Source organism: Hymenobacter daeguensis, assembly GCF_054780555.1.
The window spans coordinates 303,498-318,666 of the sequence record NZ_BAAGWC010000002.1 but is presented as its reverse complement, the minus strand read 5'-3'; the positions used below and the strand labels follow the sequence as shown (position 1 = coordinate 318,666).

Below are 15,169 nucleotides of genomic sequence, written 5' to 3'. Positions count from 1 at the left end.
GGTGAGCGGGGCACTGTTTTTGCGCGGTGCGGCCGGCCTTATCCCCTTCCTTTCCAACGGCTTGCTTATGCGTTCAACACCTACCCTGTTGCTGCTGCTGGTTACGCTCTTCTGCCGGCCCGCCCGGGCGCAGGAAGCAGCCCGCACCATCGAGTTTAATGAGAACAAGGGCCAGTGGGACGCCCGCGCCCGCTACGGCGCGCACGTTGCCACCGGGGCCTGGCTGTTTGCGGAGAGCACCGGCCTGACCTACGCCCTGGTGAGCGGCCTGCCCGACCACGCCCCCCACCGGGCCGGCGCGAAGCCTGCCAGCCCGGCGCCCGGGTTCAACGACCAGCTGCCCAGCCACTGCCTGCGCGTAGAATTTGTGCAGCCCGACCCCACGGCGAGCCTGCAGCCCGAAGACCCGGCCGCCGGCCGCCAGCACTACCTGCGCGGCAACGACCCCAGGCGCTGGGCCGCCGATGTCCGCACCTTTCGCCAGCTGCGCTACCGCGCCCTCTGGCCCGGCACCGACCTCGTGCTGCACGAAAACGCCGCCCATCAGCTGGAGTACGACCTGCTGCTGGCGCCCGGGACCAGCCCCGCCCGCGCCCGCCTGCGCTACCAGGGCGCCGATGCCCTGCGCCTCGACCCCGCCACCGGCCACCTGCTGGTGCGTACCTCCGCCGGCCCGCTCACCGAGCAGCACCCCCAGGCCTGGCAGACCGATGCCCGCGGCCAGCGCCAGCCGGTGGCCTGCGCCTTCGAGCTGCGCGGCAACGAAGTGGGCTTTCGGGTGGGGGCTTATGACCGCCGCCGCCCGCTGGTGATTGACCCGGTGGTCGGGTTTGCCAGCTACACCGGCTCGACGGTGGAAAACTGGGGATTTGCGGGCACTTCCGATGCGGCCGGCAACCTGTACTCGGCCGGGGTGGTGTTTGAGCCCGGCTACCCGGTAACGCCGGGCGCGTATCAGACCTCCTTCAGCGCCAGCACCGACATCGCCCTGATGAAGTTCAACACCGGCGTGAGCGGCGCGGCGGCGCGGGTGTGGGCCACGCACCTGGGCGGCAATGGGCTGGAATTTCCGCACAGCCTGCTGGTAGATGCCCGGGGCCAGCTCACGCTGCTGGGCACCACGTCTTCTACCGACTACCCGACCACGAGCGGGGCCGCGACGCGCACCTTTCAGGGCGGCAGCCGCATTGCGCCGTATGGCGTGGGCTCGGCCTTCGTGCTGGCCAATGGCTCCGATTTGTTTCTGAGCCGGCTGAGCGCCAACGGCAGCCAGCTGCGGGCCAGCACCTACCTGGGCGGCTCGGCCAACGACGGCCTGCTCGACCCCGCCGCGCCCGCCCCCAACCTGCGCTACAACTACGGCGATGCCTTTCGGGGCGACCTGGCCTTCGACCCGCAGGGCAACCTCTACGTGGCCAGCACCACCGGCTCGGCCAACTTTCCCGGCGCGGCCACCGGCCAGGGCTACCGGGGCGGCCTCACCGATGGCCTCGTCACCAGCCTCGATTCCAGCCTGAGCCGGGTGCGCTGGACCACCTTCGTGGGCGGCTCTGGGGCCGATGCCGCCTACTCGCTGCAGCGCGACGACACCGGCAATTTGTTTGTGGCCGGCGGCACCACCAGCCCCAACCTGTCGGCGGCGGCGGGCGGCTACCAGCCGGTTTTCGGGGGCGTTATCGATGGGTTTGTGACGCGGCTCTCGGCCGGTGGCGCCCTCACCCAAAGCACCTACCTGGGCTCGCCCAGCCAGGACCAGGCCTATTTTGTGCGCCGCAACGGCAGCGGCGCGGTGTACGTGCTGGGCCAGACCCTCACCACCGCCTGGCCCAACCGGACCAGCGGCCTCTACACCGGGGCGCGGGGCCACCAGTTCATTCAGCAGCTGGCCGCCGACCTCCGCACGGCGGGCTTCAGCACCGTGTTTGGCACGGGGGGCAGCGTGCCCGACATCTCCCCCACTGCCTTCGAAGTGGACTGCTACGGCCGGCTGTTTCTGGCCGGCTGGGGCGGCGGCCTCGACCCCAACAATGGCTCGACCCTGGGCCTGGACGTGACGAACAATTCTCTCCAGCCCGTTTCCGATGGCATGGACTTCTACCTGATGCAGCTCTCGGACGGAGCCCGCGCGCTGGACTACGCCACCTTCTTCGGCACCTCGGCCGACGACCACGTGGACGGCGGCACCTCGCGCTTCGACCCGCAGGGCACGCTCTACCAGGCCATGTGCGCCTGCAACCAGGGCACGGGGGCCGGCCTGCCCATTCCCGCAGGAGCCCACTACTACAGCCCGGTGAACGGCTCGGCGCACTGCAACAACGCGGCCTTCACGTTTGCCTTCACGGCGGGCAGCACCCCGGCCGGGCCCGATACGCTCACCATCTGCGCCCGCTCGGGGCCCATTGCGCTGGGCGGCTCGCCGGCGGGCGGCACCTGGAGCGGCCCGCTGGTGACCGGCAATGCCACCTCGGGCTACGTGTTCACCCCCGATACCACCCGGCTGGGCACCTTCGTGCTCACCTACGCGAGTCCGCTCACGGGGCTGTGCGCGGGCACCAGCATCCGCCGCATCACGGTGCTGCCGCAGCCGCGCGCCCGCATGCTCACGCCGCCCACCACCATCTGCATGCAGCCGCAGGGGCCGCCGCCCGCCACCGTTCCGCTGCTGGCCACGCCGGCCGGCGGGGTGTTTGTGGGCGTGGGCGTGGTGAATGGCACCGCGCCTTATTTCGACCCCGTGCTGGCCGGGCCGGGCAGCCACCTCATCCGCTACGTGCTGCCGGGCAGCAACTCGACGGGCCGCTGCGCGGCGCTGGCCTCGGTCACCATCACGGTGCTGGGGCTGCGGGTGCTGGACCCCGGCCCGCCGCTGGTGGTGTGCGCCAACGACCCGCCCCAGCCGCTGGGGGGCCTGCCGGCCGGCGGCACCTGGAGTGGCCCCGGCGTGGTGATGAGCAGCGCGGGCAGCTATTCGTTTGTGCCCAGCGTGCCGCTGATTGGGTTTCATACGCTGGTGTATTCCTTCAACGGCTCGCCGGGCTGCGACGGGGCCCGCGACACGCTGCACGTGCGGGTGCGGCCGGTGGCGGGCTCGGTGACGGTGCCGCCCGATACGGCGCTGTGCGCCGGGGGGGCGCCGTTTCGGCTGCGCGGGGGCCTGCCGGCCGGCGGCACCTGGAGCGGCCCCGGCGTGACGGGCTCGCTGGCCACGGGCTTCGTCTTCACCCCGGCCCCGGCCCTGGCCGGGTCGCAGAGCGTGCTCTATACCGGCGCGGTCATCGACACCGCGCAGTGCCCGGCCAAGGCTATCCGGACCGTGCGCCTCACGGCGGGCACGGTGCAGCTGAGCGCGCAGCGCACGCTGATGTGCCCGGCAGCCGGCCCGCAGCGGCTGTCGGCCAGCCCGCCTGGCGGCACCTGGACGGGGCCGGGCATTTCGGGCAATGCCACGACGGGCTACGTTTTCACGCCCAGCCCGGCCCTGATTGGCCAGCAGACGCTTTCCTACACGTCGCCACCTGCTACCAACCCCAGCCAGTGCCCTGGCACCGGCACGCTGCGGGTGGAGGTGGCCGCGCCGCCGCTGGTGAGCATCGATTCAATTCCTTCGCAAAGCTTTTGCGCCGGGGTGCCGCCCCACGGCGAGGTGCTCACGGCCCAGCCGGCCGGCGGCATCTTTGGCGGGCCGGGCGTGGTGGGCAACCGCTTCAACCCGGCGCAGGCCGGGCCGGGCCGCCACGTCATCACCTACACGGTGCCGTTTATGACCTGCACCCTCGTGGCCACCACCATTGCGGAGGTGACGGAGCTCACGGCCATCCGCCTGCCCGCCGACACGGTGCTCTGCCTCGACCAGACGCCTTTCCGGCTGCGGGCCACCCCGGCCGGCGGCACCTGGAGCGGCCCCAACGTGACGGCGGCCGGCACGTTTACGCCGCCGCGCACGCCGGGCACCTCGGTGCTCACCTACACGCTGCCGGGCGGCTGCGGCGCGGCCCCCTACCGCGTCACGGTGCCGGCCGAGCCCACGTTCGCGGCCCGGTGGTCGGCCCCCGACTGCTCGGGCACCAACGTTGCGCCCCGCCTGGTGCGCTTCGAGGCCAGCGGCCCGGCCGCCGCGCAGGTGCAGTGGGACTTTGGCGATGGCAGCGCTCCGGCCAGCGGGGCCGTGGCCGAGCACACCTACCTCAGCGGCGGGCGCTACCAGGCCCAGGCCGCGCTGCCCCCTGCCATGGGTACGCCGGGCCCCTGCGCCCGGCAGGTGGCGCTGCTGCCGGTAGAGGTGCAGCAGGCCATCGTCCCCAACATCATCACGCCCAACGGCGACCACCAGAACGACACCTTCGCGCCGCGCATCGGGGGCTGCCCCGGCCGCCTGCAGGTGTTTTCGCGCTGGGGCCAGCAGGTGTTCGAGAGCGCCGTGTACCACAACGAGTGGGGCGGCGAGGGCCTGCCCGCCGGCCTCTACTACTACCTGCTGGGCGGCACCGAGGGCAGCACGCGGGTGAAGGGCTGGGTGGAGATTGTGCGGTAAGTATTTGTCTGTTTACACGCCGGAGCCGAAGCCCTGCAGCTCTACCCGCAGCTGGCCGCGCCGTGCGCCTCAGCACCAGCGCCGGGCCAGGAGCGACCGGCAAGCTGCTGGTGCGGGCCGAGTGAGAAAATAGCGCAGCTACCTAAAAAGGCCTGTCAGCACTAGCCGGCGGGCTTTTTTAGGTAGCTGCACTGTTGCGCGGTCAGTGTATTTATCGAACAACGTAGGGGCGGGGCTTGCCCCCGCCCGGACGGCTGCGCCATCCTGTCGATGCCAGTCAACGACGGGCGGGGGCAAGCCCCGCCCCTACACCGCACTTTCCGAAGGCCGTGCAAAAAAGCCCGCCAGGAATACCTGGCGGGCTTTTTTGCTTCTATCACGCTATTGCCTACAGGCTCCCGCCCGGGCCGCTGCCCGAGTCGCTGCCGCCCTTGCCGCCCTTGCCGCCGCGCTTGCCCACGTAGCGGGCGCGCTTGTAGGCCGCGTAGAGGCTGGGGTTGAGGAAGCGGAACACCTCCATCGGCTTGTCCAGCTCATACACTTGCTGCATGAGGGCCAGCAGCAGCTCGTCGATGCTCTGGTTGCCCTGGCCGCGCTGGTCGATGAGCGAGGCCGTGCTGCGCACCGTGGGCACGAAGGCCGTGTGCAGCGCCCGCAGCTGGGCCAGAACCGGCGCCGTGAGGCCGTAAGCGGCCAGTTCCTTGGCGTGGGCGTCGGCCACGTCGAAGAGGGCCTTGCTCACGTCGCGCAGCTCCTCGGGACGCATTTTGCTGAGCTGCGCGGCGCTGAGCGTGGTGCGGGCCAGCAGGTCGGCATCCTGGGTTTTGGTGGCAATGCTGCGCAGCGGGCCGAGCAGCGCCGGCAGCGCGGCGGCCAGTGCCGCCTGTGCCGTGGCCGCCTGCCCGGTCACGGGCTTGGTGTCGACGGCGGCCCGGCCCACGGCGTCGGTGAGTCGCTCGTAGGCCGGGGCAACGTCAGCGGCTTCGGCCGCGGCCACGCCGCTCACCGCCAAACCGGCCGCGTTGTCGGCAATAAACTTGACCAGGACCGTCGTCATGGCAACCTGCTTTTCTTGTTGGGCATTCATGCGAATGGGTAAAAAAGGTAAAAGAAGAACGTGCTGACCAGGAACACCCTGGCCCGCCGCAAGTGTAGTGCTTTTAAGGCACTTTCCCACCACCCCCTTGCCACCCGCTTCCCCCACCCGTACGAGTCAGCTTCCGGCCTCAACGACCCGAGTTCCGGACTATACGAGCAAGCTTGCGGGCTTTACGAGCGAGGTTCCGGACCGTACGAGCTGGCTTGCGGCCTGCACAAGCAAGTTCGCAGGTATTACGAGGAAGGTTCCGGATTTTACGACCACACTTGTGGACTCTACGACCCGACTTGCGGATGGTATGTCCTGACTTCCGGGCCGTACGCCCCGCTGGCGCGCGTCCCCGTTGGCGCCCCGCTGGCGCGCGTCTGCGACGCGTGCCGACTGGCATCGAGCCTATGGCTCGCAGGCGAACCGCCCTGCCCGCCCACCGCACCAGTCGGCACGCGTCACAGACGCGCGCCAGCAAAACCCGTACGCCCCGCTGGCGCGCGCCAGCAAAACCCGGCCGCTCCGCCATTTCTTCCCGACCTTTGCCCCACCTATGGACCCCACCACTTCCGCCCCCAAAACCGGCCAGGTCTTCGACTGGACCGTGCTGCGCCGCCTGCTGAGCTACGTGCGCCCCTACCGGCGCGTGTTCATCGGCCTCATTGTGCTCACCATTGCCACGGCGGTGCTGGGCACGCTGCGGCCCTTCCTCATCCAGCGCATGGTCGATGTGAGCATTGAGCAGGGCGACATGCGCGGGCTCAACTCCATGTTTCTCTTGCTGCTGGTGCTGCTGGTGGCCCACGCCGGCGTGAGCTATTTGCAGACCTACTACGGCGGCTGGCTGGGCCAGTACATCGTGCGCGACATCCGCGCCGACCTCTACCAGCACCTGCTCAGCCTCAAGCTCAAGTTCTTCGACCAGACGCCCATCGGCGTGCTCGTCACCCGCAACATCTCCGACGTCGAAACCCTCTCCGACGTCTTCAGCGAGGGCCTGGCGGCCATGGTGGGCGACATTCTGCAGCTGCTCTTCATCATGGCCTTCATGTTCTGGATTGACTGGCGGCTCACCCTCATCAGCCTGTCCGTCATTCCGCCGCTGCTCTTCAGCACCTACGTGTTCAAGGAGAAAATCAAGGGCTCGTTTCAGGACGTGCGCACGGCCGTGGCCAAGCTCAATTCCTTCGTGCAGGAGCACCTCACGGGCATGAACGTGGTCCAGATTTTCAACAACGAGGAGCGCGAGTACCGCAAGTTCGCCGCCATCAACAAGGAGCACACCGAGGCCAACATCCGCTCGGTGCTCTACTACAGCATCTACTTCCCGGTGGCCGAAGTGCTGGGCGCCATCGGCGTGGGCCTGCTGGTGTGGTACGCCGCCCAGGGCCAGATTGAGGGCTCCATCTCGAAGGGCGCGCTCATCGCCTTCATCATGTACAACGCCCTCTTCTTCCGCCCCATCCGCCAGATTGCCGACCGGTTCAACACCCTGCAGCTGGGCCTCGTCAGCACCGAGCGCCTGCTCAAGCTCCTCGACAACCAGGAGTTGGTAGCCCCCACCGGCACCTATGCCCCCGCCGAAATCCAGGGCGATGTGGAGTTCAAGCACGTCCGCTTCGCCTACAACGAGCCCGATTGGGTGCTCAAAGACATCAGCTTCCACGTTAAGCCCGGCCAGACCATCGCCTTCGTGGGCGCCACCGGCGCCGGCAAAACCAGCATCATCAACCTGCTGAGCCGCTTTTACGACATCCAGGACGGCAGCATCTGCATCGACGGCCGCGACCTGCGCGACTACGACCTCAGCCTGCTCCGCCGCCAGATTGGCGTGGTGCTGCAGGACGTTTTCCTCTTCGCCGGCTCCATCCGCGACAACATCACGCTGGGCAACCGCGCCATCACCGATGCCCAAATCTGGGCCGCCGCCGACCTCGTGGGCGCCCGCCGCTTCATCGAGCGCCTGCCCAACGGCCTCGGCTACCCCGTGATGGAGCGCGGGGCCACGCTCTCCGTGGGCCAGCGCCAGCTCATCAGCTTCGTGCGCGCCATGGTGTACCAGCCCCGCGTCATCGTGCTCGACGAAGCCACCTCCTCCGTCGATTCCGAAACCGAAGAGCTCATCCAGGCCGCCATCGAAAAGCTGATGCAGGGCCGCACCTCGCTCGTTATCGCCCACCGCCTCAGCACCATCCAGAAAGCCGACAAAATCATCGTGCTCGACAAAGGCGAAATCAAGGAAACCGGCACCCACGAGGAGCTGCTGCGCATCGAAAACGGCTACTACGCCCAGCTCTACCGCATGCAGTACGTTGTAGTGGACGCTGCGCTCAATGAAGAATTAGGAATGAAGAATGAAGAATTGCCGTCCAATAATTCTTAGGTCCTCCTTCTTAATTATCAAGCGAAGAATCAGAACTGAAGAATTGCCGTCCAATAATTCCTCATTCCTCATTCTTAATTCTTCATTAAGCGAAGCGTCATGCGTTACCTCTTCCTCGCCATCATCCTGCTCACCGCCGCCGCGGCCGGCACCTACGTTTACCTCGGCGGCACCCGCACCCCCACCATCACCCTCGAAACCACCGCCGCGCCGCTCTACCTGGCCGCCCGGCCCTTCCACGGCCCGCCCAACAGCGACGCCTTCGGCCAGCTGTTCCGCCAGGCCAAAGACGCCCAGGCCCGCCTCCACGGCGACCTCGCCAACCTCTACCTCAACAACCCCGAAACCGCCCACGACACCATCCGCGCCTTCATCGGCCTGGCCGTGGCCGATACCACGCAGGCCCTGCCCGCCGGCTTCCGCTACCGTGTGGTGCCCGCCGGCCAGCGCGTGCTGGCCGCCCGCCTCACCGGCGTGAGCTACCTGCTGGCCCCCAACCACCTCTACCCCGCCGCCTTCGAGGCCATCAAAAAGCAGAAGCTTCCCCAGCGCGGCAACTTCTACCTCGAACGCTTCGGTGCCGATGACACTTCCGAAGTGTTGATTGGCCTGAAGTAACTCCGCTACTTCCGCTTCGGCGGCGCATCGGGCAGGCTCACGCCCACGCTCACCAGATAGCTCGAAAACTGCTGGGGCAGGCCAAAAGGAGCCGAGCCATTCCAGGTGCGGTATTCGCCCCGTAAGGTCAGCCACGGCGCATCGGCGCCCTTCAGCTTGTAGAGCGCGGCCAGGCCCACCTCCGTCACCGGCGCAGTGGCCGAAGCCACTTGCTGCGCCGAGGTGCAGCCGCAGCCGCCCTTGGTGGGCACCTGCACCGCCTTGTCATAAAGGCGCACGCCACCCACGCCCGCCCCGGCCAGCGCCATCACCCGCCACCGGGCCTGGTCGAGCAGCAGCAGGTTGTTGGTCCAGGTAATGCCGTATTGGTCCACCAACGGCTGCTGCGCCCCCATGTAAGTTTCCGAAGCCGACCCAACAGGCATTTTGCCGGTGATGTTACCGCGCAAGCCCGATGCCCAGCGCGGCCCCAGCCAGTAGTAGCCCGCCATGTCGCCGCCCGCGTAGAGGTGGCCGCGCCGGTCAGCCAGCCCCAGCATGCCCATGTACCCGCCCCAGCGCCCGGGCACCAACGGCTTGTCCACCGCACAGGAGTCGCGGCTGTGGCAATGACAATGGGACGAATGGTGCGCGTAGAAAGTCGGCGCAAAAACCGCGTGGCACTGCGCCCGCGCCGCCGTAGCGCTCAGGCCCTGCACGGTGCCCAGCAGCACCAGTAGCGTAATCGTGTTTCTCATGTCGGGGTGGGAAGGGTGATTACGTGAATATAAGCTACTTACTATGGCATTTTTATGAAGTTGCTGAAAACCCCGGCTGCGCACTGATTCGTGATGCCTTCGGCCAAAGAAAAATCCCCGGCTTTGTGGCCGGGGATTTCATCAGGACAGCTTCGAAGGCCGCATTACCGGCCGAAATAATACGTGCCCCCAAAGCTCAGATGGTCGAACCCAAAGGCCGCACCGAAGCTGCTGGAAGAATTTTCATAGTTATCAGGCGGTGTGCTACCCGCAGTTTCTGGAAACTTATTACTTGAATGACTAAATGCCAACGCCCCCATTGAGGCGCTGATGCCAACTTTAGGAATGGGAAAGAATGCGATACCCGGCGTCAGGTCCGCATAATAGCCGTTGCCGGTGAAAGTCGTGGCAACCGGCATACTGCTGCCAGTACTGCTGTAGGCGTACGACTTGGAATGCTGATAGCCGCCGCCCAGGGTTCCTATCAGCGCAAACTGCTCGCTGATAAACTTATAGTATTGCACAAACGCCCCCAGCCGTACGCTTTTGTTTGGGTCGAGGTCGGGCAGCGAAGTAGGGGAGGGAAAGCCGGTGTTATTGGTATAGGTTGTTTTCTGTGTGCTGCTGGTGGTGTTAACGCCCAGATTTAAGCCGATGGCCAGATTATCGGCCACGAAATAGGCCGGCAACACTGCTGTTCCAAACTGGCTATTTGTCGCCTCAGTCGTGTAGCCAATGCGGCCAGCACCGCTGCCGGTACTGTAATAGCTACTGCTCGTGTTGGTAGAGCGATAATACCCAATGTTGCCAGTGAGCGAGATGGTCCCCGCCGCAATGCTTTGGGCATGGCTCGTGCCGACGGTAGCAGCTAGCAGCGAGAGAAGAAAAAGTTTTTTCATTGAAGCGAAAATGGAAAGGGGTGAAAATGAAACCGCGAACCTAACGCCTTTTCCCCGCTCAGAGTATAGCCCCTGGCTAAAACCGGAAGAGGCCCGTTCCAGCAGTGGAACGGGCCTCTTCTGATTCTCGGGTCGGGGTGGCAGGATTCGAACCTACGGCCTCGTCGTCCCGAACGACGCGCGCTACCGGGCTGCGCTACACCCCGAAAGCCAGCCGATGGGGCGACTGGTTTTCTTGTTCCAATATTAAGCGGCCGAAAAAAGCCCCCGAACCCGGAAGTTCGGAGGCTTTTGAGAGAGCGGCTGCTCTTCCGTCGGAGTGGCAGGATTCGAACCTACGACCTCCAGCACCCCATGCTGGCGCGATACCAGGCTACGCTACACCCCGATTGGTATTGGAGCGACAAAGGTAAGGTTTTATTTGATTCCTGTGCAAGCCGGGGGCAAATAAAGTTTTGCAAAAAGCGTTGTCGCCGGGGCCTCCCCCCCGCCCCCGGGTACTTTTGCAGCCAACCGGCCCCAGAATTGCTTAGCTTTACAGTAGCCATTTTACTCCATCCCGTTCTTATCCTACTTATGAAAAAGTTATTACTATTCGTGCTGGCCAGCACCTTAGGTCTGGCCGCCGCCCATGCCCAGCCCACGGCCGCGGCGGGTGCCCCCGCGCCAGCCGCCGCTGCCGCTGCGCCCGCAAAAGAAGAAGCCATTTTGCCCAATGGCGTAGTAGCCGCTCCAACTCCGGCCGCCGCCCCGGCCACCACACCATCCGGCGCGGCCCTCATTGCCCCGGCGCCCGAAACTCCGGCTGCTAATCCCAACGCCATCAAGGTGAAAGCGGATGCCGTGGCCGGCAAGCTCACCGTGAAAACCGACAATCCCGGCCCCACCCGCGTGGAAGTTACCGACGGCGGCGGCCGCCCCGTCATCACCCACACCATGATGAACGGCCAGACGCCCGCCGTGCTCAACGTGAGCCAGCTGCCGGCCGGCGCCTACATTGTGCGCTGCACCGCCTACGAGAAAACCGGCATGCGCCGCGTCATGATTGGGCAGTAGCTAAGTCAACGGCAATGCAAAAGGGCCTGTGCGCTACGCGTGCCGGCCCTTTTTTATTCAGACTAATGTAGGGCTTGCCCCCGCCCGCCGTTCGCACTGCGATACCGGTTCCATCCAACGACGGGCGGGGGCAAGCCCCGCCCCTACCCCAACGGCTCCAGGAGGTCCCACTTGTTGCCGTACAGGTCTTCGAATACGGCAACGTGGCCATAGGCTTCGCTGCGGGGCGTTTCCAGAAACTTCAGTCCCCGGCCTTGCAGCACCGGATAGTCGCGCCAAAAATCGTCGGTGTACAGAAATAGCCAGACGCGGCCCGCGCCCTGCCGGCCCACGGCGGCTTTTTCTGCTTCGGTTTTGGCTTCGGCCAGCAGCAGGCCGCTCCCGCCAGCCAGGCCGGGCGGGGTAACCACCACCCACCGTTTGCCGCCCCCCATATCCAGGTCAGCATCCAGGCGAAAGCCCAGCACGGTGGTGTAGAAAGCAATGGCTTCGGCGTAATTCCGGACAATCAGGGTGACGAGGGCGAGACGTTGGGACATGTGGGGCAATAGCGCGGAATTTTAGTCCGCGAGTGGGTTGGAATTTAGGTCGCGGACAAAAGTCCACGCTACGCTTCTTCGGTTTGCAGCTGCCGCTCGTACAGCGCCCGGTACAGCCCATCCGTTTCGGCCATCAGGGCGTCGTGGGTGCCGTGCTGCACAATCACGCCGTCATCGAGCACCAGAATTTCGTCGGCGAGCTTCACGGAACTCACGCGGTGCGAGATAATGAGGCTGGTGCGGGCCGCCATAATGCGCTGGAGGCTGCCAAGAATGGCATTCTCCGTCTTGGTATCGACGGCGGAGAGCGAGTCGTCGAGGATGAGGATTTTGGGCTCCTTCACCAAGGCACGGGCCATGCTCACGCGCTGCTTCTGGCCGCCGGAGAGGGTAATGCCGCGCTCACCCACTTTGGTGTCGAAGCCTTCGGGAAAGGCCAGGATGTTGTCGTACACGTCGGCGTCTTTGGCGGCTTGCAGCATCCGGGCTTCGTCGGGCTCGTCGAGGCCGAAGTTGATGTTGTTGCGGATGGTGTCGGAGAAGAGAAAAACGTCCTGTGGCACGTAGCCAATCTGGCCGCGCAGCGCCCGCAGCGAGTAGTCGCGCACGTCCACGCCATCCACCTTGATGTCGCCGGCCGTTACGTCGTAGAGGCGGCAGAGCAGCGCGGCCACCGTGCTTTTGCCCGAGCCGGTGTTGCCGATAACGGCCAGCGTCTGGCCCGGCCGCACGCGAAAGCTCACGTTTTTCAGGGCTTGGATGCCGGTATCCGGGTAAGTGAACGACACGTTTTCGAACACGATGTCGCCGGCCAGCTCGCGCTCCACGTTCTGGCGCGAGATGATGTCGGTTTTCTGGTCCAGGAATTCGTTGATGCGGGCCTGCGAGGCCTCGGCCCGCTGCACCAGCGACGACGTCCAGCCCAGCGCCGTGACCGGCCACGTGAGCAGGTTCACGTAAATCAGGAACTCGGCAATGGTGCCCGTGGTGATGGTGCCGCGAATGACTTCCTGCCCGCCCACCCACACGGTGATGAGCGTGCTCAGGCCAATGAGGAACAGGATGAGCGGAAAAAACAGCGAGTTCACGAAGTTCAGGCTCAGCGACTTCTCCTTGTAGTCGTTGCTGGCTTTGGCAAACTGCTCGTGCGAATCGGCTTCGCGCACAAAAGACTTCAGCACCCGAATGCCCGAGAAAGCTTCCTGCACAAAAGTCGTCATGCCCGACAGCGCCCGCTGGATTTCGTCGGACTTGCGCTCAATCAGGTTGTTGACGTAGAAGATGCTGACCGACAGAATGGGCAGCGGCAGCAGCGTGTAGAGCGTCAGCTTCACGTTCACCATGAGCATGAGCGGCACGATGAGCAGAAACAGCAGCACCAGCTGCAGGAAGTACATGATGGCCGGCCCGAGGTACATGCGCACGCGGCTCACGTCTTCCGAAATGCGCGACATCAGGTCGCCGGTGCTGTGGCGGCGGTAGAAGCTGAGCGGCAGCGACTGGTAGTGCTGGTAAATCTGGTTTTTCTGGTCGTTCTCGATGTGGCGCGACATCACGATGAGCGTCTGGCGCATGAAGAACAAAAAGATGCCGCGCCCCAGCGCCAGCGCAATAATGAGCACGCCGTAGAACAGCACGTTGCGCCCAAAGAGCTGATACACGCCGCTTTGCGCCTCCGTGCCGGCATAGAGGTGGTAGAGGTCGATGCCCTCATTCACCAAATCGAAGGCGTAGCGCACCAGCTGGGCCGGAAAAATGGCCAGCAAAGTGCTCAGCGCCACAAACAGCACCCCGGCGAGGAAATGCCACTTGTAGCGGAAGATGAACGGGTTAACAGCGGATAAGGCGCGCACGGGCATAGCGGAGGAGGAACCGGTTCGGGAAAATAGCGGTACTTTTGCGGCTTGAAAGGCCAAGCACCCATTCAGAAAGCCCGTCATGCTGAGCGCAGCCGAAGCATCTCTACCGCGCAACTAAATAATTTTTAGCGCTGAGGTAAAGATGCTTCGGCTGCGCTCAGCATGACGTTCTTGTTTTTCCGTATAGGTATAAGACCCAACAAAGTTACGCCGCACTGTTCCCAACCATCCATTCCCACAATTCCCACCAACCTTCAATTCATTTCCCATGATTGAAACCCAAGTTGTCGCCCCTGAGTCGATTTTCGGCCAGATTGCTGAGCACCAGCACGAGCAAGTCGTGTACTGCCACGACCACGAGACGGGCCTCAAGGCCATTATCGGCATCCACAACACCGTGCTCGGGCCGGCCCTCGGCGGCACGCGCATGTGGCACTACGCTTCCGACGCCGAAGCGCTGAACGACGTGCTGCGCCTCTCGCGCGGCATGACCTACAAAGCCGCCATCTCGGGCCTGAACCTGGGCGGCGGCAAGGCCGTCATCATCGGCGACGCCGCCACGCTCAAGACCGAAGCCCTGCTCCGCAAGTTCGGCCGCTTCGTGAAGAACCTGAACGGCAAGTACATCACGGCCGAGGATGTGAACATGACCACCAAGGACATGGAGTACATCCGCATGGAAACCACCCACGTGGCCGGCCTGCCCGAGAGCATGGGCGGCAGCGGCGACCCTTCGCCCGTGACGGCCTACGGCGTGTACATGGGCATGAAAGCCGCCGCTAAAAAGGCCTTCGGCTCGGAGAGCCTCACCGGCAAGCGCATTGGCGTGCAGGGCACGGGCCACGTGGGCACCTACCTGCTCGAGCACCTGCAGAAAGAAGGCGCCAAGCTCATCGTGACCGACTACTACGAAGACCGCGCCCTAGATGCCGCCAACCGCTTCGGCGCCACCGCCGTGGGCCTGGACGACATCTACGACCAGGACATGGACATCTACTCGCCCTGCGCCCTGGGTGCCACGCTGAACGACGACACCATTCCGCGCCTGAAGGCCCAGGTGGTGGCCGGCTGCGCCAACAACCAGCTCAAAAACGAGAACCAGCACGGCCCCGAGCTGGTGCGCCGCGGCATTGTGTACGCTCCCGACTTCCTCATCAATGCCGGCGGCCTCATCAACGTGTATTCTGAGGTAACCGGCGCCAGCCGCCAGGGCGCCCTCACCCAAACCGAAAAAATCTACGATTTCACCCTCCAGGTTCTGGCCCGCGCCGAAGCCGAAGGCATGCACCCGCAGGCCGCCGCCATCCGGCAGGCCAAGGAGCGCATCGCCAACGTGGGCCGGGTGAAGTCGACCTACTAAAGGAATTATGAATTATGAGTTATGAATTATGAGTTGGCTAGTGAGAGCCATTAGCTAACTCATATTCAACTGATTCATAATCCTAACTCATAATTCACAA

The 15,169-nt window shown here is 64.9% G+C and carries 10 protein-coding genes and 2 tRNA genes; 5 read left to right on the top strand and 7 right to left on the bottom strand.

Annotated features, from left to right (window positions below):
• Positions 1-67 precede the first annotated feature (67 nt).
• Entirely contained in the window at positions 68-4,531 is a 4,464-nt protein-coding gene (locus tag ACYVHT_RS04980) for a DUF7948 domain-containing protein (protein ID WP_460548593.1), read from the top strand.
• A 388-nt stretch (positions 4,532-4,919) separates the two neighbouring features.
• On the opposite strand, the gene ACYVHT_RS04975 is transcribed toward ACYVHT_RS04980, so the two are convergent.
• A complete protein-coding gene (locus ACYVHT_RS04975; protein ID WP_460548591.1) occupies positions 4,920-5,618 on the bottom strand; it encodes a hypothetical protein in 699 nt (232 codons plus the stop codon).
• Positions 5,619-6,171: 553 nt separating this feature from the next.
• On the opposite strand from ACYVHT_RS04975, the gene ACYVHT_RS04970 reads away from it, so the two are divergent.
• Together ACYVHT_RS04970 and ACYVHT_RS04965 are read left to right on the top strand one after the other, a co-directional pair.
• Entirely contained in the window at positions 6,172-8,001 is a 1,830-nt protein-coding gene (locus tag ACYVHT_RS04970; protein ID WP_460548589.1) for an ABC transporter ATP-binding protein, read from the top strand.
• Between the two features lie 99 nt (positions 8,002-8,100).
• Complete coding sequence (locus tag ACYVHT_RS04965; RefSeq protein ID WP_460548587.1) at positions 8,101-8,619, top strand: hypothetical protein; 519 nt, start codon at positions 8,101-8,103, stop codon at positions 8,617-8,619.
• 5 nt (positions 8,620-8,624) lie between these two features.
• Here ACYVHT_RS04965 and ACYVHT_RS04960 read toward each other — a convergent pair whose 3' ends face one another.
• The 4 genes from ACYVHT_RS04960 to ACYVHT_RS04945 all read right to left on the bottom strand — a co-directional run bounded on the left by ACYVHT_RS04960 (position 8,625) and on the right by ACYVHT_RS04945 (position 10,643).
• Entirely contained in the window at positions 8,625-9,356 is a 732-nt protein-coding gene (locus ACYVHT_RS04960) for a hypothetical protein (protein ID WP_460548585.1), read from the bottom strand.
• A gap of 164 nt (positions 9,357-9,520) precedes the next feature.
• On the bottom strand, positions 9,521-10,255 hold the full coding sequence (locus tag ACYVHT_RS04955) for a hypothetical protein (protein WP_460548583.1): 735 nt from the start codon (positions 10,253-10,255) through the stop codon (positions 9,521-9,523).
• 132 nt (positions 10,256-10,387) lie between these two features.
• Positions 10,388-10,461 (bottom strand) — tRNA-Pro (locus ACYVHT_RS04950).
• Positions 10,462-10,569: 108 nt separating this feature from the next.
• Positions 10,570-10,643 (bottom strand) — tRNA-Pro (locus ACYVHT_RS04945).
• Between the two features lie 188 nt (positions 10,644-10,831).
• Between ACYVHT_RS04945 and ACYVHT_RS04940 the strand changes: the two genes are divergently transcribed.
• Complete coding sequence (locus ACYVHT_RS04940; RefSeq protein ID WP_460548582.1) at positions 10,832-11,311, top strand: T9SS type A sorting domain-containing protein; 480 nt, start codon at positions 10,832-10,834, stop codon at positions 11,309-11,311.
• Positions 11,312-11,454: 143 nt separating this feature from the next.
• On the opposite strand, the gene ACYVHT_RS04935 is transcribed toward ACYVHT_RS04940, so the two are convergent.
• Complete coding sequence (locus tag ACYVHT_RS04935) at positions 11,455-11,850, bottom strand: VOC family protein (RefSeq protein ID WP_460548580.1); 396 nt, start codon at positions 11,848-11,850, stop codon at positions 11,455-11,457.
• A 68-nt stretch (positions 11,851-11,918) separates the two neighbouring features.
• Positions 11,919-13,703: an ABC transporter ATP-binding protein gene (locus ACYVHT_RS04930; protein ID WP_460548578.1), complete on the bottom strand. Its 1,785-nt coding sequence runs from the start codon at positions 13,701-13,703 to the stop codon at positions 11,919-11,921.
• Positions 13,704-13,977: 274 nt separating this feature from the next.
• Here ACYVHT_RS04930 and ACYVHT_RS04925 point away from each other — a divergent pair, with 274 nt between their 5' ends.
• Positions 13,978-15,069, top strand: a complete 1,092-nt coding sequence (locus ACYVHT_RS04925; protein ID WP_460548576.1) for a Glu/Leu/Phe/Val dehydrogenase dimerization domain-containing protein — start codon at positions 13,978-13,980, stop codon at positions 15,067-15,069.
• Positions 15,070-15,169: the final 100 nt, after the last annotated feature.

What these genes read in the sequence shown, in the direction of transcription:
- ACYVHT_RS04975 (WP_460548591.1), bottom strand. Translation starts at nt 5,618, where the DNA reads ATGAATGCCCAACAAGAAAAGCAGGTTGCCATGACGACGGTCCTGGTC.
- ACYVHT_RS04980 (WP_460548593.1), top strand. Translation starts at nt 68, where the DNA reads ATGCGTTCAACACCTACCCTGTTGCTGCTGCTGGTTACGCTCTTCTGC.
- ACYVHT_RS04925 (WP_460548576.1), top strand. Translation starts at nt 13,978, where the DNA reads ATGATTGAAACCCAAGTTGTCGCCCCTGAGTCGATTTTCGGCCAGATT.
- ACYVHT_RS04955 (WP_460548583.1), bottom strand. Translation starts at nt 10,255, where the DNA reads ATGAAAAAACTTTTTCTTCTCTCGCTGCTAGCTGCTACCGTCGGCACG.
- ACYVHT_RS04940 (WP_460548582.1), top strand. Translation starts at nt 10,832, where the DNA reads ATGAAAAAGTTATTACTATTCGTGCTGGCCAGCACCTTAGGTCTGGCC.
- ACYVHT_RS04970 (WP_460548589.1), top strand. Translation starts at nt 6,172, where the DNA reads ATGGACCCCACCACTTCCGCCCCCAAAACCGGCCAGGTCTTCGACTGG.
- ACYVHT_RS04935 (WP_460548580.1), bottom strand. Translation starts at nt 11,850, where the DNA reads ATGTCCCAACGTCTCGCCCTCGTCACCCTGATTGTCCGGAATTACGCC.
- ACYVHT_RS04960 (WP_460548585.1), bottom strand. Translation starts at nt 9,356, where the DNA reads ATGAGAAACACGATTACGCTACTGGTGCTGCTGGGCACCGTGCAGGGC.
- ACYVHT_RS04965 (WP_460548587.1), top strand. Translation starts at nt 8,101, where the DNA reads ATGCGTTACCTCTTCCTCGCCATCATCCTGCTCACCGCCGCCGCGGCC.